We start from the raw sequence: 22,499 nt of genomic DNA on the forward strand, positions 1-22,499 counted from the left end.
TTCTATTAACCTAGTGATTGTATATATCAGCGGAAGAATTTAAAACCCTGTCATAAACGTATCTACAAAGCGTTTAAATTTATCAGTAATAATGGGCAGTACTTTTTTACGCTGTAGCAAGCTGGGTTTGGTTTCAAGCACGTCAGCAAAGTCATCCCTAAGTGGCATTTCGTCACTTAGCTCATAACGGGTTACTAGCTTTTCTAGGCGTGCTTGGTTTAGCTTTTGTTCTTGGGCAAACTTCTCAAGCTCTAGGCGTTTTTCTTTTTCCCAATAAAGCTCAAACTCTTCATCAATGTCAGCACTGGCGGGTATGCCTTGTAAATGCTCGTCCATAAACTTATCTATGAGTGCTTTTTTACTTAACAGGGTTGGGTCTGTGGCTATCAGGTTTGCTATTACTTGGCGTTTACGGGCTTTTTCGTCGGTGCTTTCTTCACCGTGTAACTCGCGTAATAACTGCAAAATATAGGTTACGTTTACTATATCGCTGTGTAGTAGCTCTAGTTCAAAATCAACGTCATCTAAAACCGATACCTTTTCTTTACTTGAATTCTCACGCAACTGCCTGCCAAGATCGGCATACTTACTCGTATAATCCTGAAACTCTTGCTCGCCCATCGCGGTAGAGTCCATATCAAAGTCAGCAAAGTTGCTTAACATGTTCTTTAAGCGCATAAGCTCGCGAAACTGCCTCACAAATAACGCCTGAGCCTCTTCGTCAGGTAAAGCATCAACTGAGTCAACGGTAGGCGTAATTGCGATTAGCGCGCCATAAGCTTCGTTAAAATCGGCTAGTAGCTCATTATATGAAGGGGTTTCTATAAACTCTTTTGGCTGCTTATTTGAGAATAAAGTAAAGGCAGTGTCAGCAGCTTTTTTAAGGTTTCTAAAGCACACTATGTTACCGTGCGATTTAGTCTCACCCAGTAAACGGTTAGTGCGCGAAAACGCCTGAACTAAACCATGGTATTTAAGATTTTTATCAACGTATAAGGTATTGAGTTTAGGGGCATCAAAGCCTGTTAAAAACATATTCACTACCAGCAATATATCAATCTCTTTGGCTTTAACGCGCTTAGATATATTTTTGTAGTAGTCTTCAAATAACTTACTGTCTTTGGTGGAGTAGCTTGTACCAAACATTGCGTTGTAGTCGTTAATAAATGAGTCTAACTTATCGCGGCTATGCAGCTTAACGGCTTGCCCTTCGTTTAAATACTTGGCTGATGCCTCTTTAATTTGCGCATCATCATTACCTAATTCGTACTCTTCCTCTTCATTGGCCTCGTAGCTAAATATGGTGGCAATTTTAAGGTTGTGTTTGCCCTGTGACTTTTTCGTTGCAAATAGCTCATAGTACTGAATAAGCTCAGCTACACTTGATACACAAAACATGGCGTTATATTCGCGGCTATGTGTTTTACGGTTATGCTGGGCAATAATGTAATCGGTTATTTTATCTAACCGTGCAGGCGAGGTTAAAAGCTCTTTGGTGTCGATGTCTTCAACTTCAATGTCTAGATTGTTATTAGAGCCATCTTTGTACTGATAACGCCCAACGTACTCAATAGCAAACTTAAGCACGTTAGCGTCACGTATCGCATCCACAATTACATACGGGTGTAAGCATTCACCAAACAAATCTTTTGTGGTGCGTTTAACTGAGTTTTTAGCAACCGCGTTGTCGGCAAATATAGGCGTGCCCGTAAAACCAAACAACTGCGCGTTATTAAAAAATTCGGTAATGTTTTTATGTGTATCACCAAATTGGCTGCGGTGGCACTCGTCAAATATAAACACAATGCGCTTATCTTGCAGGCTTTGCATTTCTTTTAAATAGCGCTGCTTAGTAACCACGTTATTTAGCTTTTGCAGCGTAGTTACCACCAGCTTAGTATTACGGCTTTGGTTGATCTTTTTGCCTTTCATTGGCTTATCTAACAGCTGGTGGAATAACATACTGGTGTTATCGGTGCTGTCTACAGAGCCTTTTACAAACGCATTAAATTCAAGCGCAGTTTGGTAATCTAAATCTTTACGGTCTACCACAAACACTACTTTATCAACCTCACTCCGCGAGGTCATAATTTGCGCGGCTTTAAACGAGGTTAATGTTTTACCCGATCCCGTTGTATGCCAAATATAGCCATTATCGGTTGTAGTTTTAACTTGCTCTACAATCGCCTCTACTGCATAAAACTGATACGGCCTAAGCACCATTAAGTGCTTACCTGTTTCATTAAGTACAATATACTTGGTGAGCATACGCGTTAAATGCAAAGGCGTTAAAAATGCTTCGGCAAAGTCATGTAACTGGCTTATTTTATTATTTTCATTATCAGTCCAGTCAAAGGTTTGCTTAGCCGACATGTCACTGTTGTTAGAAAAGTACTGGCTATTAACCCCATTAGACATAACAAACAACTGCACGTAGTTAAACAAACCATGATTGGCATGAAACGAATGCTTTTGATAACGCTTAATCTGGTTAAACGCTTCTTTTAGTTCAATACCACGGCGCTTTAATTCTATTTGCACCAGCGGTAAACCATTAACCAATAACGTTACATCGTATCGGTTAGTATATGTGCCCTTTACTGTTATTTGTTGCGCCACCTGAAAGCTATTTAGCTGCGGCTCATCAAACAATAAAGTTAAGTGCCTACTGTCGCCGTTATCGAGTGTTACATCAAGCTGGTCACGCAGTATTTTGGCTTTTGCAAATATATTACCTTTACCAAGCTTACCCAATATTTGTGTAAACTCAGTATCGCTTAACGTGCAGCTATTCACTTTTTCAAGCTGCTGTTTAAGATTGGCCTCAAGTGCGACATTGTCTTTTAAAACAATACGCGTAAAACCTTGCTCGCTAAGCTGTGCAATTAAGTTATCTTCTAATTGTTGTTCACTTTGATAATTCATTTATACCTATAATTCCTTGGTGCTCGCCTTGTGTAATACATTCACAGCTTTGTTGTTAATCTTTGTGTAACTTATAACCCTGTTCAGGGTGATTCGGTATTGTTGGGTATGCCAAAAACAATACCTGCTCTTTGACCATTTCACGTAAGTAATGCTTTCTCAATGTATCAGTATTCATGTTAAGCAACTGCGCTATATCGCTAAGCCTTAAGCAATTAGGAGCAGACTTAGTGCATAAATCAATTATCGCTTTTTCTACATCAGACTTTTGTTTACGTCCTGAGTTTTTTGCAATAGGCGATGCTATTTCTTTGAGTTCAAGCCAAAGGTTAGAAGCACTTAAATCGAACTCCGGCACTGACGGATTGAGCTCCGGCACTAACTCCGGCACTGGCGGGTTAAGCTCCGGCACTAACTCCGGCACTGGCTCGGTTAAGTCTGGCACTTCATTAATTGTTTTACTACCAATCAAGGGGGATTCTGCCGGACTAGGTGATAATACAAAGCTAATGTTTCTGCCTGCCTCGTTGTCTGGCGTTGGCACCTCTATCCCTTTTAAATGATATATCTTGCCTCGGTGCTGGCCTGCCGACTCTAAGTACCCTGCATTAACTAACTGGCTTAACGCAAGTGTCACTTCTCTTGTATGCTCAGAGGTGAGTGAACAAATACGCTCGTGGTTAAACCATGACTCAGTAATGGCGGTCATTAAAATGGTGCGTTTCAGCTCGCTTAGTTTGTTATAACCTTCACCATACGTTTCAATAAGGCGTTGGTGTAACTCTGGCGATACCATGTTTACCATACGCAGCTCTAATAAGGTTTGGTTTAGCTCGTCTTTTTCGTATAAATGTGGGGGCTGCCAGTTTTGCGCTTTACAGTTACTGTATATTTTAGGAATACCTGAGCCTGCTTTTTCGCTTAAACCAATATTTAAAAACATTTGATGAATAGCAGGGTTTCGGCACTGGCTGTTACCCCCCGCTTTAGCCTCATGCACAGGTATACGCATTAAGCCTGCGTTTCTAAAGCCGATAAAGTCAGGGTGTTTTTCAATTAAAATATTACTTTCGGTATTAAACTCTGCATGTGCCAATGTATTAACGAGTGCTTCACGAATGGCCTCATGCGCAGGAGTGGTATCTTGCCGTTGACCGTCATCAGTTAAGTTAAAACCTACTTTTAAATCTGCCGTGAGCTTACGATACACCTTACGATAAAAATCAAAGGCATTGCCCGACCAAGAGCCATCAGTGTAAATACGGTCTATCCAACGGTGCGTGCTGTCGTCTTTTTCTTGATAATCAAGTGCAAAACTTGGCAATGCATCTTGAATCGCATCCCACTTACCAAACATCACTAAGCCTGCAAGGGTTAAACCCGCTTTACCTGTTGCGCGGTCTTTTTGCCAGCCACGTATTGAGCGTAAAAACTCTTGGTCGCTTAATTCTAAAAAAGGGTGTTGTGGTTTAGTGTCAACAAACATTTGCCTATAAATGCGCAGGCTTTCGGGGTCTATGTCGTCAAGGGTAAAATGCTCTAAAATTCGGTTGTCGCGTACTTCCTCTTGCTCTGCCAGCATTTTATTTACTGCCGGTGGCAAACATTTTTGATCGGCCTCGTAACGACGCTGATAGGTGCCATTAAGTGGGTTCGCATTTATAAATACAGGGCGGCTTTCGCGCGGGGCGCGAGGTACAGTAATCGCAATAACCGACTTGCCTTCAAGTGTTTCAATCCGCACGTCGCTTTCGCTGAGTAAATTAACACTCACCTTATTCGGGTTATTGACCGTATCCCAAATATTCTTAATTAGCGGCGCTGGGTTTGTTATACCCTCAACTGTAAACGTGCCTTTTTTTTCTTTAATGCCCAATAAAATTAAGCCACCACGGGTATTGGCAAACGCGCTATAGGTTTCCCACATATCGTTAGGCACTGCGCCACTGCCATCGCGGCCACCAGCCAGCTTGCACTCAACCTCTACGCTTTCTTGCAAAGTTTGAATATCAATAACATTCGTAATTAAGTTGTCGTTAATTTTATTAGTCATTATTTCTCACACAAACATTTGCTGTAGTAAGCCTTTTTTAAATAGCTTAGTTTGTTCTATTTGATCGTTAACAGCGTCTATTTTTTTATCGAGTGATTGTAAGCACCGCGCTATTTTTTGTTGTTCTTTTATACATGGGAAAGGAACTTTAACCTGATAAAAGTCTTTCTCACCAATATTTAATAGTCCATCCATACGAGCAGATGATGAAATTAATCTTCTTAGTTGTTTATCCAAATATTTCATCGTAAACAGTTGAGCAAAAAAACCTTCTACACCTTTAGATAATTTAAAGCTTCGGTATACAAAAGGAATTAATGCCTCCTCAGCCTCTAACCTATAAATACAGCCATAGGTATAACTTTTAGAGTTGCCACGATTATATGCAAACTCCCCTCGTTTTAAATGGATATATTTATTTAAGCTAGTACCTGCAATAACTTGGCTAAACCTATCATTTTGATGAAGAAACCCCTTACCTGCAGAGATAGTCATTACATTATCAATTACTCTATCTGCCTTACGTTTTATTGGTTCAGCAATATCAATCAACTTATGCATATTCCAATCAGGAAAAACTTTTCCATCATCGTCTTTAAAGCGGATTTGTTGGCTGAAAATTTGTTGCATTACACCTTTTTTATAGTCTTTTAATAAGCGACGCTTTTCAGTTAACTGGCTGATTTTAGTATCTACAGAGGTTAGGAAGTCAGCAACCTTAGTTTGTTCCATAACATCTGAAGGTAAAACCACTGGGAGGCATTTAACTAACCCACCGCTTAGATTTTTTTGCCCACCATTATTCGCTAGGTTTCGGATGTCTTCATACTTAGATTGTAAATAGTAAAAAGTGAATCTTGTATTTACATCTTCTGACTCCAAAATAATAGCCGCACATGCTTGGTTCGTTGTAGCTTCTATTTCTAAAACTGAGACTCTACCTCTGGTTATCCCCTGTCCATATAATGCAAGTAGTATGGTTCCCTTTGGAAATAATTTTGCAGAACTCTTTTTTAAGCCTAAATCTGTAATGTACTCATCTGCAACAGTAATATCCTTAAAATTTATTTGTGAAGTTGTGACCCAAGGAATATGACCATTCCAATAATCAGCTTTCGCCCTACTAGGTGTGCCGCCGGAAGTAACTTTTGCGATTTCATCAATAGTTTTAGGTAAATACTCAGATTTAAATTTGCTAAACCTTAATGCAGGTATCATTCACACACCTCAAACGGACTATCAATCCCTAACTCATCGCAAAAATCAGCGATTGTTTTATCTGTTTCAAGCATTGCTTTATCATTTGCGATCAACTGCTTTGTAACTTCACTCAAATCAACAACCTCTTCATCTTCAAAGGTATCTACATAACGCGGAATATTCAGGTTGTAGTCGTTCTCTGCTAAATCTGCTTGTGTTGCGGTAAAGGCATATTTATCAATGAAACCGCGTTTGCTAACGGCATTTAAAATACGTTGTAAGTCTTCCTCACTCATTACGTTGTTGTTAGTGCCTTTTTCAAAATGATTACTGGCATCTATAAACAATACGTTGTCGTCGGCGTTACGATGTTTATTAAGTACAAGTACACAGGTAGGAATAGACGTGCCAAAAAATATATTAGCAGGTAAGCCTATTACCATATCAAGGTAGTTTTTTTCTTTAATAAGGTGTTTGCGTATATGCCCTTCGGCAGCACCACGAAACAGCACACCATGCGGTAACACCACCGCCATAGTGCCGTTGTCGTCAAGCTGGTGGATCATGTGCTGCACAAAAGCAAAGTCAGCTTTACCTTTTGGTGCTAGCTTACCGTAATCGGCAAAGCGTTCGTTATTCATGTGTAGCGGGTTGGCAGACCAGTCAGCCGAAAATGGTGGGTTAGCGACTACGGCGCTAAAGCGTTGTTCAAGGTGCGCGGGAACTTCTAACGTATCGTCGTTTTGAATGTCGAATTTGGTGTAATGCACGTCGTGCATAATCATGTTCATACGCGCTAGGTTATAGGTACTTGGGTTTTGCTCTTGGCCGTAAAATTTTAAATCAGGGTTATTAGTCTCTTTAGCAACACGTAACAACAATGAGCCCGAGCCACAGGTCGGGTCGTAAACCGATTTAATATGCGGGTTATTTAAGGTTACTAATTTTGCCAGTAACTTTGACACCATTTGCGGCGTATAAAACTCGCCTGCTTTTTTACCCGCGCCACTGGCAAACATGCCAATAAGGTATTCGTAAGCGTCGCCAAGTATGTCAATTTCGCTACTTTCTAAGTGAAAGTCGATGTTATCAAGGTGCTCTAATACTTTGGCTATTAACTTGTTTCGCGAATCCGGTGTTTTACCTAACTTGTTAGAGGTTAAATCTAGCTCGTCAAACAAACCATTAAAATCATCGGCGCTATCTGCGCCCATGGTGCTTTGTTCAATATGGTTAAGTACATTGGTTACATCGTCTAAAATAAACTTATCGTTAGCACCGCGCTCAGCAAGCACATGAAAAAGCTCTGCTGGCTTTAAAAAGTAGCCTAACTTATCAAGTGCCTCTTCTTGCACTGCCTCTAAATACTCTTGGCCTTCTGCTGTTGTTTCGTCAATTTTAGCAAATACAATACCGTCTTCACTCAGTAGCTGATCGGCATAAGTGTTAAGCTTATCAGACAGGTATTTATAAAAAATAAGCCCAAGTATGTAATCGCGGAAGTCATCAGCAGACATGTTGCCACGTAAACTGTTAGCAATATTCCAAAGCTGCTTTTTTAATTCTTGTTGGTGTTGTTGAACCATTGTTGTGTGTTCTCTTAATTGGTCGCGTAGAGGCTTCTACTAGCACGCCGAGCGTACTTATTAATCTTCAATAAAATAGTCGCTATCTAACGCTTTTACTTCAAATACTTGTTTAGTGCTAACGCCTAAGTTATGAGTAAGCATTTGCTCTGTAAGTTGTTTACCATCTACCAGCACTATGCGCTTTTCTATTAAGCCTACATATTCCAATGCATCTTTACTAAAGCCGCTGGTGGTAATGAATACACCCTTTTTAGCGCGGTGCATATCAAGCGCACCCGCAAAGGCTTGTATGTCTGGTCTACCCACTGTTTTATTGGTATAGCGCTTAGCCTGTAAATATATCATTTCAAGGCCGAGTTTATCTTCTTTTATTACGCCATCAATGCCACCGTCTTGAGTATACTGCGTAGCTTGACCTGCATCTTTACGTGATCCGCCGTAACCCATAGCTAGCATTAAATCGACTACAAGGTTTTCAAAAAACGCAGGTGAGGCCGAAAGCACTGCCTGTAGTATTTCGTCGCTCAAGTTAGTATTGAGTGTATCTACTGCGGCTTCTATAAGCTCTTCTGGTGTTTTGTGTGAGTTGCTATTTACTAAGCTGGTAGTGTTTTCATCTAGTGAGTCGCTAGTGTCTTTAGTGCGGGTTTTAAAGTCTAAAAACTCAGGGTATTGGCTTAAGTACTGGTTATTGATTAGTTCGCCCGTTGCTAATGCTGATAAACCTTTTTGTGTAATGTTACAAAAGGCTCTTTTAGGCTGCTCAATTAAACCCGCTTGCACCAAATAGGTTTTAGCCCACCCCAAGCGATGATAGGCATAGGTTTGCTTACCGTTGGGTATACGTAATTTTAGTTGTTCAGTTGATAGCCCAATTTTATGATAAACGTCGGCGTCAATATCACGCAATTTAACCGTTTTCCCATTGGCTAAACATTCTAAAAGAGGAGTCATGAAAGATTGGTAATCGGGTAACGACATCGTATTCCTTTGCCAGCCTTGTTAGCTTAAGGCTAAATGGCTAATCCATTGTTCTTGTTAAGCAAGATAATAACAAATAAAGATTAGCGGGCAAAGGTTATGTCGGTTGGATTGCTTGTATCAATCAGTCGTTTTGATTACCCCGTTAGCCTGACATACTTTTCGGCCAGTTCATCCACACTTTCTCGGTGGACTGGATCGGGCTTTATGCAGTCAATTGGGCACACGCTCACACAAGTTGGCTTGTCGTAGTGGCCTACGCATTCGGTGCATTTTGCAGGATCGATTTGGTAAATTTTAGCGCCCATGTAAATGGCTTCGTTAGGGCACTCTGGATCGCACATGTCGCAGTTAATGCATTTATTATTTATTAGTAAAGCCATGATTTAGCCACCAACCACGGCTTTTTTAAACGGATTGCGAGTATCTTGGTTTTCATCAAGATTGCGCATTAAAATGGCGTGCTCTAAGTTTATGCTTTCAGGTAATAGGATACTAACGATGTGGCCAGAGCCTTTTGCATCAGTAATTGCCTCACCTTTTTTATTCTGCATCGCTTGCAGTGTAAAGTTAAAGTTACCCAGCGGGGTCATTAGCTCCAGTGAGTGGCCCACGCAAAACTTATTCTTCACATCAATCTGCACTAACCCGTGCTCATCTCGACCAAGCACTTCGCCAACAAACTGTTGTTTGTCTGACACTGAATGGCCGTATTCGTAGTTTTGGTAGTCTTGGTGAGCGTGGCGTTTTAAAAAGCCTTCGGTATACCCTCGATGTGCTAGACTCTCAAGTGTTTTAAATAGGTTGGCATCAAAGGGTTTACCTGCCACGGCATCATCAATGGCTTTGCGGTACACTTGTGCGGTGCGGGCTACGTAATAAAATGATTTAGTACGCCCTTCTATTTTTAAGCTGTGCACGCCCATTTTTGTTAATTGTTCAACGTATTGTACAGCGCGTAAATCTTTTGAATTCATGATGTAAGTGCCGTGCTCGTCCTCAAACGCGGGCATATATTCACCAGGGCGGCCTTGCTCTTCAAGCATCACAATGTCGTCGCTCGGTGCGCCTTCGCCAAGTGTCGGGATCACATCTTTCGGATCAATTTTATGTACCATCTCACCGGTTTCGTTCTCAGTGCCGGGCTTTACGTCGTACTCCCAACGACATGCATTAGTGCAAGTACCTTGGTTAGGATCCCGCTTGTTTATGTAACCCGAGAGCAAGCAACGCCCTGAATACGCCATACATAGTGCGCCATGTACAAATACTTCGAGCTCTGTTTCTGGGCACAGTGTGCGAATTTCGCTGATTTCTTCAAGTGATAATTCGCGCGATAAAATAACGCGTTCTATGCCCTGCTTTGCCCAAAACTTAACGCTTGCGAAGTTTACCGCATTCGCTTGTACCGATAGATGAATGGGCATATCGGGCCACTTGTCACGAACTAGCATGATTAAACCAGGATCTGACATGATCAACGCATCCGGTTTCATAGCTATCACAGGTTCAATATCACGCAGGTAAGAGTTAACTTTAGCGTTGTGCGGCGCGATGTTTGATACCACATAAAACTTTTTACCTTGTGCGTGAGCTTCGTTAATGCCTGTTTTAAGGGTATCGAGATCAAATTCATTATTTCGCACCCGTAAACTGTAACGAGGCTGCCCCGCATACACGGCATCTGCACCGTAGGCGAATGCGTAACGCATATTTTTTAAACTGCCTGCTGGCGATAGCAACTCAGGCACAAAAAGATCTGGGGTAGATGAATTAGGGGTAGAAATAGCTGACGGCATGCGCGCTCCATACATCGAACTGAGTGCAAATCAGTTGCATGAAAATTGAGATTAAATGAAGCGCGAGAGTGTATGGCGTTTAAGGTAGCTTTATGTTGATCAGAATCAATCAAACCCGTCTTATTCTTTTTTAAATTATCTCAGCTGCAATAGCAAGTGAGCCTTTACAGCTGAGATGTTAACCATACAGTGAGGTGTGCCAGTTAGTTAGAAAGTAAAACCTCAGGGGTCTCTAGTAAAAACTGCTTACCGTTGTCTAAGCTAATTTCGATATAAAACACATGGCTGCTTTCAAATTCAGGCGCTGTATTTAGTGTAAAATTAAAGTACCTTTGCATCATAATGGGCAGTAACTCTTCCACTTTTGTAACTGTAACCGCTTCTTGGCTGTTCTCAATATTAAATTCAATGACACTAAACACATCGTTTAAACTGCTGCCAGCTGTTAAGTCAGCACTAAAGTCAGCGGACGAATAAACATTAAGCTTGGTTAATTTATTATTAGCCGGGATAACAACAGGCAAGGTTACGCAATTTTCAGCATACGTTTTGTTTTCATCGAATTCGTTACCGGCACTGTAAACATTGGTGCCTGAGGCTTCAAATGATACGTTGATTTTGTCGTAGGAAATTAAAGTATTCGCTTGGTACTGGCCATTATTAACCGCTAATTTAATGTCATTTATATCAATTGCAATCGCTGTAGGCGGGCATTCTAATGCAGCCTCCTTGTCTGAACCACACGCTGTAATAAAGCTGGCTAACAGCGCAATCACTAATAACTTTTTCATTTTTATTATCTCCTTGGTGTAAGAAAAAAATCCTATAAAACGGCTAAACTTACAGTACATTTTCACCCCCAGCAACAACTCACCTTAAAATTAACAAAGCAACACAAAAGGTAACAATAATTAACAAAACGTCATCAAAATCAACCTAGAAAACTAAAATCATTTTCCTCCTATTCTTTGAAACGGTCTAATTGTCATTTTGCTCGTTTTTAATAATACTAGGCATTACCTCCTAAAGCGCGTATAATTCGCGCCCGTTAATATTCACACTTTTACTTAAAATTATTGGAGCATAAAGATGGCTTTAGAGCGTACTTTCTCAATCGTAAAACCTGATGCAGTTGCAAAAAACCACATTGGCGCTATCTACAACCGTTTCGAATCTGCTGGCCTTAAAATCGTTGCAGCTAAAATGGTTCATCTTTCACAAGAGAAAGCTGAAGGTTTCTACGCAGAGCACAGCGAGCGTCCTTTCTTTGGTGCTTTAGTATCTTTCATGACATCTGGTCCAGTAATGGTTACAGTTCTTGAAGGCGAAAACGCTGTTCTTAAAAATCGCGAAATCATGGGTGCTACTAACCCTGCTGAAGCACTAGCTGGCACTTTACGTGCAGACTACGCTGATAGCATCGACGAAAATGCTGTTCACGGTTCTGATGCTGTTGAATCTGCTGCTCGCGAAATCGCGTATTTCTTCGCTGACGAAGAGCTTTGCCCACGTACTCGTTAATTCGAGTTTCACAGCTAACCCTGTGATGCAAAGTATGAAAAGGGCTTTCGAGCCCTTTTTTAGTCATTATGTAAAGTATTAAACACTCTATTTATGATGTTTTACTTAATGATTAAAGTGTGTGAATTGTGTACAATTCGCCCTTGTAAATTTTTATCACCACCGTCACTGATTAAGGTTGTTTCATGACCACCGAGCAAAAAAAGATTAATTTATTAGATTTAAACCGAGAAGCAATGCGCGAACTATTTGCATCGTTCGGTGAAAAACCGTTTCGTAGTGACCAGGTGATGAAATGGATTTATCATTTTGGCGTTGATAACTTTGACGACATGAGCAACGTAAACAAAAAGCTAAAAGAAAAACTTAAAGCTGAATGCGAAATTGTTGCACCTGAGATCACTGTACGCCAGCAAGCTAGTGACGGCACGATTAAGTATGCGCTTATACTTGAAGGCGGCCAAGAAGTTGAAGCTGTTTGGATCCCTGAAAAAGAACGCGCAACTTTATGTGTATCTTCACAGGTAGGTTGTGCGCTTGAATGTACGTTCTGCTCTACTGCACAACAAGGCTTTAACCGTAACTTAAAAGTATCTGAGATCATTGGCCAAGTTTGGCGCGTTGCTAAAGATATTGGCCTTGATGGTCATAGTGAAAAACGCCCTGTCACTAACGTCGTAATGATGGGTATGGGTGAGCCATTACTTAATCTTAAAAACGTTGTGCCAGCAATGGAATTAATGATGGACGATTGGGGCTTTGGTTTATCTAAGCGCCGCGTTACGTTAAGTACGTCTGGTGTTGTACCTGCACTTGATTTATTAAAAGAAAAAATCGACGTTGCATTGGCAATTTCTCTGCATGCGCCTGATAACGCGTTGCGTGATATTTTAGTGCCAATCAATAAAAAATACCCGATTGAAGAGTTTTTAGCTGCATGTCGTCGTTACATTGATGGATCTAAAGCTAATAAAGACGTAACCATTGAGTATGTAATGCTAAACGGTATTAATGACAGCACAGATCAAGCTCATGAGTTAGTTAAAACGCTAAAAGGCACCCCGTCTAAAGTGAACCTTATTCCGTTTAACCCATTCCCGGGTAACGAATATACACGCTCAAGTAATAGCCGTATTGATCGCTTTTCAAAAGTGTTACAAGCAGCGGGTATTACCTGTATTGTCCGTCGTACTCGTGGTGACGACATTGATGCAGCCTGCGGCCAATTAGTGGGTGATGTTGTTGACCGTACTAAACGTTTAGCGAAAAAGAAAATGCGTGACGATAATGCTATTTCGGTGAATATTCACCAAGCTTAACTTATCTAAAAAACCAAAAGCACCTGTGTTGAGTAAATAATTGATGCAACACGAGTGCTTTTAGGTAAGATAGGCACAATATATGGATAATAATAAAGAGATTAGGAAATGCGATCCTTACTTGCTTTAACTGTCAGCGTACTTGCTCTAACAGGCTGTGTGACTGAGAATAGTTATGATGGCAATGACAAACCCGTTGTCGAAAATAAAATCAACAATGTCGGTGCAGCACGCACGCGTATCGCTCTTGCTCTTCAATATTTAAATACTGGTAATAATTCACAAGCAAAGTATAACCTCGAGCGAGCCGCATCTTTCGCGCCAAACTTACCCGAAGTACACTATTCATTTGCTTATTACTACCAGCAAGTCGGTGAGAATATACTTGCTGATAAATCCTACCAAAAAGCACTTGAAATAAACCCTGATGATCCAAATACACGTAATAACTATGGTGTATTTTTGTGTGGCATTGATGAATATGACCGCGCCACAGAGCAATTACTTAAAGCAATTTCGATCCCGAGCTATATTCGGGTTGCTGAAAGTTATGAAAACTTAGCATTATGTGCAATCGAATTTGACGATTTTGATAATGCCGAGAAGTATTTCATATCAGCGATAAAACATAGTTCAATGCGTGCATCGTCACTCATTAGTTTAGCTGCTTTATATTATGCCAAAAGTGACTTACATAAAGCACAAGCACTCCTTGAACGTTATGAAAATTCAGGGCAAATATCGTCTCGATCGTTGTTTTTAAGTTATTTGATAGAACAACGTATGGGGCATATCGAAAAAGCTGAAACCACTGCCGCAACGATACTGCAAACCTACCCTACAACAAATGAAGCGGTGCTTATTCGTGAACAACGAATCAAACACAGTGAATTTGAAATATTGCGCTTACAATATCGACAAGCAAAATTAGACGAGTTAAAAGAAAATAGCCCAAGTGGCACTTTTAACTCAGCGCCAAAAATGCGCATTGTAAAAAAGAAAAAAGCGCCGCCAAAAACCACAGCGGCGCAGGCAATCAATAAGCCAACAAGTATTGACTCTGTAACAACGCAAAAAAATGACGTTGTACGAGCAAGTTCTAATGACTTAAATTCTGCTTTATTAACTGTGCCTGCAGAGCCCACAAAGGCCGAGCCTGTTACGGAAGTTGAGCTGCAGTCTACTGAAACAATTACCAAGCAACCGGTTAATATTAGCAGCCCTCCAGTTGATACAGGTGCTGTACTAGCAGCATTGGCGATTATAGAAACCAATGTAACCGAAGAGCAGCCTGCAATAGTGACGCCACCAACGCAGGTTGTTAAACAAGTACAAAAAAATAATGATGCCGCTGCTGTCATGTTTGCATTAGCCTTAACACCAGACAAAAATGAGACACCTGATACGCCAATAGAACACACAGCTAGTTCTGTAATAATACCAGACGTGATTGTTGAGAAAGCACCTGAGCCAACATTAGCGGTGCCAACGGTGCATTTAGCCGCTAATCAACAAATAACACAGCCAGTAGTAAATAAAAATGTCCCTACTGTTGTAAGTGTCGATACCAAGCCTGTTACAAAAAAAGAAACGCCCTCTAAAGATGGCATTAAAATTGTTTCTTTTGGCGCACCCAGTACCAATAACAACAACACGAACAACAACTCAAGCCAAGCTGCACCAACCAACCAAGTTCAGTTTTCAAGTGAATTGAGTGAAGATGAAAAGGTGGTATTTTATCAACCGCAGCGTAATGAAGCTGTATTTGCAGGGCAAAATGAACGTTATAGCAATCAACCTGAAGTACGCTTCTCTGGCACTGAGCAATACAATCAAGCACCTATGCTCAACTCTCGCGTCCCCCAACTAACAACTCCTTACCATGTTCTACAAGATGGTGAAAACCTATTTAGCATTTCTGTACGATACAATGTTAAACTACAAAAGTTACTCCAATGGAATGGTCTAAGAGAATCTGATCGGGTGGCCAATGGGACTAATATTTACCTCAATGACCCCAATATTTATTACAAAATTAACACTGGTGATACCTTATACAGTATTGCCACTGAGCGTCGTTTATTAATTGATCAGTTAATGCGATGGAATAAATTAAGCCCGGATGTTGCACTTAAACCTGGGCATAGACTGTTACTAGTGGATCCTGAATCATACGCTTTATGAATGATGAAAATACTGAATCAACGCCGATCACTCTTGGTCAGACTTTAAAAAATGCCCGAGAGCAGGCCAATGTTAGCCGTGAAGAGCTAGCAAATAAATTAAAATTATCCGTATTGCAATTGCAGCACTTGGAAAACGACGACCATCTTCTTCTTGGCCCTGCAACCTTTACTAAAGGGTATGCAAAAAGCTACTGCCGTGAATTTAATTTAGATAAAACAGCAGTGATGAATTTGTTTCCTGAACAACCCGAAGTGCTTAAAAAAAGCAATATGCAAAGTTTTTCAAAACGCACAGAAAAAGAAGCAAACGATAGCCGTCTAATGCTGGTTAGCTATGCAATTTTAGCCATTGTTATTGGTTCTTCTGCACTTTGGTGGTGGCAAAATGCCACTCCCATCAAAGAGTCAGTGGTTACACCATTATTAAATAATACACTCGGTAGTGATGAAGAAAACCAAGTACCAAAAAACACAACTGAACTTAAAGAACGTGATATTACCAATGCTGATTTTACAGCCGATGACGCTAATGATGGCAGCGTTTTACCAGATGACGAAAAACGCACTAAAATAGAACAAATGAGACTTTCGGCATCACAAGTATCGTTTCCAAGTAGCAAAGCGACGCAAACAGCGACAGCTGATAAAGAAAACGCTTTAAGCACAATTGTTATGCGCTTTAATCAAGAGAGTTGGGTAGAAATACACGACGGTGAAGGCGATAAAGTCGCCTTTGGTGTGAAAAAAGCAGGTTATGTGATGACGGTATCAGGAAAACCACCTTTTTCTGTCGTCTTGGGCAAACACCAAGTTATTGATATCACATTAGACGGTGATGCTATTGATATATCACATTTTCCACAAAACCGTTTAGCCAAATTTAATTTACCACTAGCAGAGTAGTCGCTATGTTTTCAGAATCTCCAATCAAACGCAGAAAGTCAACGCGTATAAATGTAGGTAATGTACCTATAGGTGATGGTGCCCCGATTGCCGTGCAGTCAATGACCAACACCGATACTATGGATGTTGATGCAACCGTTGCACAAATTCAGGCAATTCAAGATGCAGGCGCAGATATTGTGCGCGTATCTGTGCCAACCATGGATGCGGCCGACGCATTTAGAAGTATAAAAGAGCAAGTAACTATCCCGCTTGTCGCAGACATTCATTTTGACTACCGTATTGCGCTCAAAGTAGCGAAATATGGTGTAGATTGCCTGCGTATTAATCCGGGCAATATCGGCAGCGAAGAACGTATTCGTGCGGTCGTTGACTCTGCTCGTGAGCACAATATTCCCATTCGTATTGGTGTTAATGGCGGCTCGTTAGAGCGCGATTTGCAAGAAAAATATGGCGAGCCTACACCAGAGGCTTTGCTTGAATCAGCCATGCGCCATGTGAATATTTTGCGCCGCCTCGATTTCGACCAATTTAAAATATCAGTAAAGGCCTCTGACGTATTTTTAGCGGTTGGCGCATACCGCCTGCTCGCGAAAGAAATTGACCAACCTTTACATCTTGGTATTACAGAAGCTGGCGGCATGCGTTCTGGCTCAGTTAAGTCTGCAGTTGGCTTAGGTATGTTACTTGCCGAGGGCATTGGCGATACTTTACGTGTCTCCTTGGCGGCTGATCCTGTGCAAGAAATCAAAGTCGGTTTTGATATTCTAAAATCATTACGAATTCGTTCTCGTGGGATTAATTTTATTGCGTGCCCAAGCTGTTCTCGCCAAGAGTTTGATGTGGTTAGCACCATGAATGCACTTGAAGAACGCTTGGAAGATATCATCGAGCCGGTGTCGGTGTCGGTCATTGGTTGCGTAGTAAATGGCCCAGGTGAAGCACTTGTCAGTGACATTGGTTTAGCCGGTGCAAACCGCCGTTCAGGCCTTTATATCAATGGTGAGCGCCAAAAAGCCCGCATTGATAACAACAATATTGTTGATCAGCTCGAAGGTTATGTACGTGACTTTATCGCCGAAAAAGAAAAACAGACCCCAATTGACATAAAAATCGTCGAATAAAGTCAATATAGTCGGCAAACTGGGTGGTTTGCCGCACGCATGCCAGCTATAATGGCGGGTCAATTTTTAGCATTCTTGTTGTGTAGTCTTTTATTTATTACACAAAAACAGTTTTTAGGATTTATCAGTGGCAAAACAAATTCAGGCAGTTCGCGGTATGAACGATTGTCTGCCGGGCGATACACAAGTTTGGCAGAAAGTAGAAAACATTTTACGCGAGACGGTAGCATCGTTCGGTTATCAAGAAATTCGTTTTCCAATTGTAGAATCAACCGATCTTTTTAAGCGCTCTATTGGTGAAGTAACCGATATTGTAGAAAAAGAAATGTATACCTTTGCAGATCGTAATGGCGACTTACTAACCTTGCGCCCTGAAGGTACAGCAGTGTGTGTTCGTGCAGGTAACCAAAACGGTTTACTGTATAACCAAGAGCAACGCCTTTGGTATATGGGCCCAATGTTTCGTCATGAGCGTCCGCAAAAAGGCCGTTATCGTCAATTTCATCAGTTTGGTTTAGAAACGTTTGGTATTGCCAGTGCTGATATTGATGCAGAAGTGATATTACTAACTGCACAATTATGGCAAGCATTTGGTATTAATGAACACGTTCGTTTAGAGCTTAATTCTTTAGGTTCGAATGAAGCGCGCGCTGATTACCGTGATGCATTAGTTGCTTATTTAGAGCAACATATTGATGTACTCGATGAAGACTCAAAACGTCGTATGCATTCAAACCCTTTGCGTGTACTTGATAGTAAAAACCCAGACGTACAAGCCATCTTAACTGATGCGCCTAAACTGTCTGAGCACTTAGATGCTGAATCAAAAGCACATTTTGAAAATTTATGTGAACGTTTAGACGCAGCTGGCGTCATATACACGGTTAATGAAAAGCTCGTACGCGGCCTTGATTACTATAACCGCACTGTTTTTGAGTGGGTAACAGACAGCCTAGGTGCACAAGGTACTGTATGTGCCGGTGGGCGTTACGATGGTTTAGTTGAACAGCTTGGCGGTAAAGCCACTCCTGCTGTGGGCTTTGCTATGGGACTTGAGCGTTTAGTACTATTGTTACAAGCTTTAGAATGTGTTGGTGACATTCGCCGTAATGCTGATGTATATTTGGCGGCAATGGGCGATAAAGCAAGTATTCAAGCGCCACTTATTGCGGCTAAATTACGTGCTGAAGTACCTGGCCTGCGAGTTATGGTTCACGCAGGTGGTGGTAACTTTAAAAAGCAATTAAAACGTGCCGATAAAAGTGATGCAGTGGTTGCACTGATCATTGGCGATGACGAATTAGAACAAGGCGTTGTGACTGTTAAATATTTACGAGAACGTAAAGAGCAAGTCACATTAGAATTAGAACAAATTAAAACGCTGTTAGCTGAGCTTGTGCAAAGCTAAATAGTATAAGAGGTAAGAATGGATATTTATTCAACAGAAGAACAACAAGCTGAAGCAATTAAGCGCTTTTTCCGTGAAAATGGCCTATCACTTGCGCTTGGCGTAATTGTTGGTTTAGGTGGTTTGTATGGCTGGAAAGCCTATAACCAGAATCAACTAACCACGGCTGAATCCGCATCAGATGCCTACACTCAACTAGTTGAAGGTGGCGAAGTTCTTGGTGCTGCTGATCAGTTTATCGCTGATAATAAAGATACTAACTACAGCGTACTTGCCGCTTTTGTTGCTGCAAAAGAAGCCGTTGAACAAGATAAATTAGATGTTGCCAGCGAAAAATTAAACTGGATTATCAGCAACGTTGCTAATAGCGACTTAAAAGCAACTGCGACGACACGTTTAGCACGAGTTCAAATTGCACAACAGCAATATGACCAAGCATTAACAACATTAAATACCACACTATCGCCTGCATTTGCAGCTGCAGTGGCTGAGTTACAAGGTGATGTTTACACAGCTCAAGGTAAACAAGAGCAAGCTCGTACGGCGTATCAAAGTGCCGCAGATGCAGGTGGCCTTGAGAATAACCCATTATTGCAAATCAAACTTGATGACTTGGCAGTAACTAGCCCAGCGGCATAAAGGGGTTACCATGAAAAAATTAACAGCAGCAAGTATCGCTTTATGTATGGCTACCCTAATGGGTTGCTCATCTAGCGATGACGAAGAAGAACTCGTATTACCTGAAATCGTTAATCAATTTGAAACCGACGTAGTGTGGCAAGAAAGTATTGGCGATGGTGTAGAACATTATTTTTCTCGTCTTACGCCAGCCGTTTACAATGATCGTGTTTTTGTAGCAAACCGTGAAGGTGAAGTCGAAGCTCTATCACTGGTTAATGGTGATACTATTTGGCAAACTGACGTACGTGAAAATACAACATTTTGGCCATGGGAAAGTGACATCAGTGCAAAACTCTCTGGTGGTATTTTACAAGCTTATGGCAAAATATTTATCGGCTCTGAGCACGGCTATTTAACAGCGCTTGACCGTGAAACAGGTGAAATTGTTTGGCGTAAAACAGTCCCTGGTGAAGTATTATCTAAACCAGCGGCAGGCGATGGCCTTATTTTTGTTAATTTAGGTTCTGGTAAATTACTTGCCCTACACCCTGATACTGGCGAAGAGCGCTGGAGTCATGAGCAAGAAGTACCAGCACTAACATTACGTGGGCAAAGCTCACCAACCGTTGCTAACGGTGGTGTATTAGTTGGCCTTGAAACAGGCAAACTAAGTGTATTTATTTCTGAAAGCGGTTACTCGGCATGGAGTTCTGAAATAGCGACAGCAAAAGGCTCATCAGAGTTTGAACGCCTAGTTGATGTTGACACACAACCACTGATCAGCGGACCTTACGCGTATGCTATTGCCTATAATGGTAATTTAGCCGCTGTTGATATTCGCTCAGGTAACGTTGTATGGAAACGTGAATACAGCAGTTACCGTGAGATGTCTATGGATGGACAAACTATCTATGTAGTAGATAGTGACGGCGTTGTATATGCACTTGATAAAAGCTCTGGCATTGAACGCTGGAGTCAACCGGCCCTTCGTGGTTGGTATTTAACAGGGCCTGCGGTAGCAGGAAATTATTTAGCATTAGGCGACCAAGAAGGTTACTTACATTGGCTAAATAAAGAGTCAGGCGAGCTTGTATCGCGTGAAGACTTCGACAGTTCAGGTTTCTTTGTTGAGCCAGTTGTTGCGGACGACAAACTGATTTTATACACCCGAGATGGTGAAGTAAGTGCGGTAAAAATTCCGAACTAACTTACTAATACTAAATGTATTTTTTTAAGGCTTCGCACTGCGAAGCCTTTGTTGTTTTTTTAAGAGGTAGTTTATGCTTCCCGTGATCGCTCTAGTTGGGCGACCCAATGTGGGCAAATCCACATTATTTAACCGTTTAACACGTACTCGTGACGCACTCGTTGCCGATTTCCCGGGCCTTACACGAGATAGAAAATATGGCCAAGCTAATTACGATGGCTATGAATTTATCGTGGTAGACACGGGTGGTATCGATGGCTCAGAAAAAGGCATTGAAATCGAGATGGCTGATCAATCGCTACTCGCGATTGAAGAAGCTGACATCGTATTATTCTTAGTTGATGCGCGCGTAGGTATGACGGTGGCTGATCAAGCCATTGCAAACCATTTACGCAAACAAGAGAAGAAAAGCTTTGTTGTTGCCAACAAAACCGATGGTATTGATGCCGATTCAAACTGCGCTGAGTTTTATCAATTATCGTTAGGCGAAGTACACCATATTGCTGCAGCACATGGCCGCGGTATCACTTTGTTACTTGAGCAAACTTTGCAGCCCGTGATCGCTGAGTTATCAGCATTAAATGATGATGGCACTGGTGATGACGAAGAACTTGTAGATTTATACGCTGAAGATGGCGAAGAGATTGAGCAAGAAGCGTTTGCTGATAAGCCAGTGAAATTGGCTATCATTGGTCGCCCTAATGTTGGTAAGTCAACGCTAACTAACCGTATATTGGGCGAAGAGCGGGTTATTGTTTATGATATGCCAGGCACAACACGCGACTCTATTTACATTCCAATGACGCGCAATGAAAAAGAGTACGTATTAATCGATACCGCTGGTGTTCGTAAACGTAAAAAAGTAAGTGATGTCGTTGAAAAGTTCTCAGTGATCAAAACACTACAAGCAATCGAAGATTGTAACGTCGTGTTATTGGTTGTTGATGCGCGTGACGGTATTTCTGATCAAGATTTAAGCTTACTTGGCTTTGCTTTAAACTCTGGTCGTTCACTGGTTATTGCCGTGAATAAATGGGATGGTCTGGATGACTACGTCAAAGACCGTATCAAATCTGAGCTTGATCGTCGTTTAGGCTTTATTGACTTCGCACGCTTACACTTTATCTCTGCTTTGCATGGTACGGGGGTTGGCCATTTATTTGAGTCAATTGACGAAGCTTATGCCTCAGCAACTAAACGTATCAGCACCGCTATGCTACGTCGTATCATGGATATGGCACAAGCCGATCACCAGCCTCCGCTTGTTCGTGGTCGTCGTGTGAAGCTTAAATATGCCCATGCAGGTGGTTATAATCCGCCACGTATTGTGATCCACGGTAACCAAGTACATGATTTACCTGATAGCTATAAACGCTACCTGATGAACTACTACCGTAAAGCACTAAAAATTATGGGCACGCCAATCAAAATTGAATTTAGAGAAGGCGAAAACCCATTTGCAGGACGTACTAATAAAGTAACGCTTTCGCAAAAACGTAAGATCCGCGCGTTTAGTAAAGAAAACCGCAATAAATAGTAAGCTGTAAGCTGTAAGCTGTAAGCTGTAAGCTGTAAGCTGTAAGCTGTAAGCTGTAAGCTGTAAGCTGTAAGCTGTAAGCTGTAAGCTGTAAGCTGTAAGCTGTAAGCTGTAAGCTGTAAGCTG

At 41.4% G+C, this 22,499-nt stretch carries 17 protein-coding genes; 9 read left to right on the forward strand and 8 right to left on the reverse strand.

Features of this window, described 5'->3' with window-relative positions; translation table 11 throughout:
• Window positions 1–39: 39 nt before the first annotated feature.
• The 8 genes from HH219_RS12820 to HH219_RS12855 all read right to left on the reverse strand — a co-directional run bounded on the left by HH219_RS12820 (window position 40) and on the right by HH219_RS12855 (window position 11,338).
• Complete coding sequence (locus HH219_RS12820) at window positions 40–2,925, reverse strand: type I restriction endonuclease subunit R (protein WP_169327683.1); 2,886 nt, start codon at window positions 2,923–2,925, stop codon at window positions 40–42.
• Between the two features lie 55 nt (window positions 2,926–2,980).
• Window positions 2,981–4,978 carry an RNA-binding domain-containing protein gene (locus tag HH219_RS12825; RefSeq protein ID WP_169327684.1) on the reverse strand — a complete coding sequence of 666 codons (1,998 nt, stop codon included), beginning with the start codon at window positions 4,976–4,978 and terminating at the stop codon, window positions 2,981–2,983.
• A 6-nt stretch (window positions 4,979–4,984) separates the two neighbouring features.
• A complete protein-coding gene (locus HH219_RS12830) occupies window positions 4,985–6,196 on the reverse strand; it encodes a restriction endonuclease subunit S (protein WP_169327685.1) in 1,212 nt (403 codons plus the stop codon).
• Complete coding sequence (locus tag HH219_RS12835; protein ID WP_169327686.1) at window positions 6,193–7,764, reverse strand: type I restriction-modification system subunit M; 1,572 nt, start codon at window positions 7,762–7,764, stop codon at window positions 6,193–6,195. The genes HH219_RS12830 and HH219_RS12835 overlap by 4 nt, the downstream gene beginning before the upstream one ends.
• A 60-nt stretch (window positions 7,765–7,824) precedes the next feature.
• Window positions 7,825–8,748, reverse strand: a complete 924-nt coding sequence (locus HH219_RS12840) for a restriction endonuclease (RefSeq protein WP_169327687.1) — start codon at window positions 8,746–8,748, stop codon at window positions 7,825–7,827.
• 137 nt (window positions 8,749–8,885) lie between these two features.
• Entirely contained in the window at window positions 8,886–9,131 is a 246-nt protein-coding gene (locus HH219_RS12845; protein ID WP_169327688.1) for a YfhL family 4Fe-4S dicluster ferredoxin, read from the reverse strand.
• Between the two features lie 3 nt (window positions 9,132–9,134).
• Window positions 9,135–10,535: a tRNA 5-hydroxyuridine modification protein YegQ gene (gene yegQ, locus HH219_RS12850; protein WP_169327697.1), complete on the reverse strand. Its 1,401-nt coding sequence runs from the start codon at window positions 10,533–10,535 to the stop codon at window positions 9,135–9,137.
• A 215-nt stretch (window positions 10,536–10,750) separates the two neighbouring features.
• Window positions 10,751–11,338: a hypothetical protein gene (locus HH219_RS12855; RefSeq protein ID WP_169327689.1), complete on the reverse strand. Its 588-nt coding sequence runs from the start codon at window positions 11,336–11,338 to the stop codon at window positions 10,751–10,753.
• 298 nt (window positions 11,339–11,636) lie between these two features.
• Here HH219_RS12855 and ndk point away from each other — a divergent pair, with 298 nt between their 5' ends.
• The 9 genes from ndk (at window position 11,637) to der (ending at window position 22,373) form a co-directional block, all read left to right on the forward strand.
• A complete protein-coding gene (gene ndk, locus HH219_RS12860) occupies window positions 11,637–12,068 on the forward strand; it encodes a nucleoside-diphosphate kinase (RefSeq protein WP_054204084.1) in 432 nt (143 codons plus the stop codon).
• Window positions 12,069–12,253: 185 nt separating this feature from the next.
• Complete coding sequence (locus tag HH219_RS12865; protein ID WP_054204083.1) at window positions 12,254–13,387, forward strand: bifunctional tRNA (adenosine(37)-C2)-methyltransferase TrmG/ribosomal RNA large subunit methyltransferase RlmN; 1,134 nt, start codon at window positions 12,254–12,256, stop codon at window positions 13,385–13,387.
• A 108-nt stretch (window positions 13,388–13,495) separates the two neighbouring features.
• Complete coding sequence (gene pilW, locus HH219_RS12870) at window positions 13,496–15,571, forward strand: type IV pilus biogenesis/stability protein PilW (protein ID WP_169327690.1); 2,076 nt, start codon at window positions 13,496–13,498, stop codon at window positions 15,569–15,571.
• The gene (locus HH219_RS12875; RefSeq protein WP_169327691.1) at window positions 15,568–16,476 is read left to right on the forward strand and encodes a RodZ domain-containing protein; all 909 of its coding nucleotides are present in this window, start codon (window positions 15,568–15,570) and stop codon (window positions 16,474–16,476) included. The genes pilW and HH219_RS12875 overlap by 4 nt, the downstream gene beginning before the upstream one ends.
• A 5-nt stretch (window positions 16,477–16,481) precedes the next feature.
• On the forward strand, window positions 16,482–17,600 hold the full coding sequence (ispG, locus tag HH219_RS12880) for a flavodoxin-dependent (E)-4-hydroxy-3-methylbut-2-enyl-diphosphate synthase (protein ID WP_054204080.1): 1,119 nt from the start codon (window positions 16,482–16,484) through the stop codon (window positions 17,598–17,600).
• A 127-nt stretch (window positions 17,601–17,727) separates the two neighbouring features.
• Entirely contained in the window at window positions 17,728–19,008 is a 1,281-nt protein-coding gene (gene hisS / locus HH219_RS12885) for a histidine--tRNA ligase (protein WP_054204079.1), read from the forward strand.
• A gap of 18 nt (window positions 19,009–19,026) precedes the next feature.
• Window positions 19,027–19,647 (forward strand): tetratricopeptide repeat protein, encoded by a 621-nt coding sequence (locus HH219_RS12890; protein ID WP_054204078.1) that lies wholly within the window; start codon window positions 19,027–19,029, stop codon window positions 19,645–19,647.
• A 10-nt stretch (window positions 19,648–19,657) separates the two neighbouring features.
• Window positions 19,658–20,836 carry an outer membrane protein assembly factor BamB gene (bamB, locus tag HH219_RS12895; RefSeq protein ID WP_169327692.1) on the forward strand — a complete coding sequence of 393 codons (1,179 nt, stop codon included), beginning with the start codon at window positions 19,658–19,660 and terminating at the stop codon, window positions 20,834–20,836.
• 73 nt (window positions 20,837–20,909) lie between these two features.
• Window positions 20,910–22,373, forward strand: a complete 1,464-nt coding sequence (gene der, locus HH219_RS12900) for a ribosome biogenesis GTPase Der (protein ID WP_054204076.1) — start codon at window positions 20,910–20,912, stop codon at window positions 22,371–22,373.
• The last annotated feature ends 126 nt before the right edge of the window (window positions 22,374–22,499 follow it).

It is taken from the genome of Pseudoalteromonas sp. NEC-BIFX-2020_015, assembly GCF_012952265.1.
Classification (GTDB): domain Bacteria; phylum Pseudomonadota; class Gammaproteobacteria; order Enterobacterales; family Alteromonadaceae; genus Pseudoalteromonas; species Pseudoalteromonas neustonica.

Coding starts and splice junctions, on each gene's coding strand:
- HH219_RS12820 (WP_169327683.1), bottom strand. CDS start 2,925: ATGAATTATCAAAGTGAACAACAATTAGAAGATAACTTAATTGCACAG.
- HH219_RS12825 (WP_169327684.1), bottom strand. CDS start 4,978: ATGACTAATAAAATTAACGACAACTTAATTACGAATGTTATTGATATT.
- HH219_RS12830 (WP_169327685.1), bottom strand. CDS start 6,196: ATGATACCTGCATTAAGGTTTAGCAAATTTAAATCTGAGTATTTACCT.
- HH219_RS12835 (WP_169327686.1), bottom strand. CDS start 7,764: ATGGTTCAACAACACCAACAAGAATTAAAAAAGCAGCTTTGGAATATT.
- HH219_RS12840 (WP_169327687.1), bottom strand. CDS start 8,748: ATGTCGTTACCCGATTACCAATCTTTCATGACTCCTCTTTTAGAATGT.
- HH219_RS12845 (WP_169327688.1), bottom strand. CDS start 9,131: ATGGCTTTACTAATAAATAATAAATGCATTAACTGCGACATGTGCGAT.
- HH219_RS12855 (WP_169327689.1), bottom strand. CDS start 11,338: ATGAAAAAGTTATTAGTGATTGCGCTGTTAGCCAGCTTTATTACAGCG.
- ndk (WP_054204084.1), top strand. CDS start 11,637: ATGGCTTTAGAGCGTACTTTCTCAATCGTAAAACCTGATGCAGTTGCA.
- HH219_RS12865 (WP_054204083.1), top strand. CDS start 12,254: ATGACCACCGAGCAAAAAAAGATTAATTTATTAGATTTAAACCGAGAA.
- pilW (WP_169327690.1), top strand. CDS start 13,496: ATGCGATCCTTACTTGCTTTAACTGTCAGCGTACTTGCTCTAACAGGC.
- HH219_RS12875 (WP_169327691.1), top strand. CDS start 15,568: ATGAATGATGAAAATACTGAATCAACGCCGATCACTCTTGGTCAGACT.
- ispG (WP_054204080.1), top strand. CDS start 16,482: ATGTTTTCAGAATCTCCAATCAAACGCAGAAAGTCAACGCGTATAAAT.
- HH219_RS12890 (WP_054204078.1), top strand. CDS start 19,027: ATGGATATTTATTCAACAGAAGAACAACAAGCTGAAGCAATTAAGCGC.
- bamB (WP_169327692.1), top strand. CDS start 19,658: ATGAAAAAATTAACAGCAGCAAGTATCGCTTTATGTATGGCTACCCTA.
- der (WP_054204076.1), top strand. CDS start 20,910: ATGCTTCCCGTGATCGCTCTAGTTGGGCGACCCAATGTGGGCAAATCC.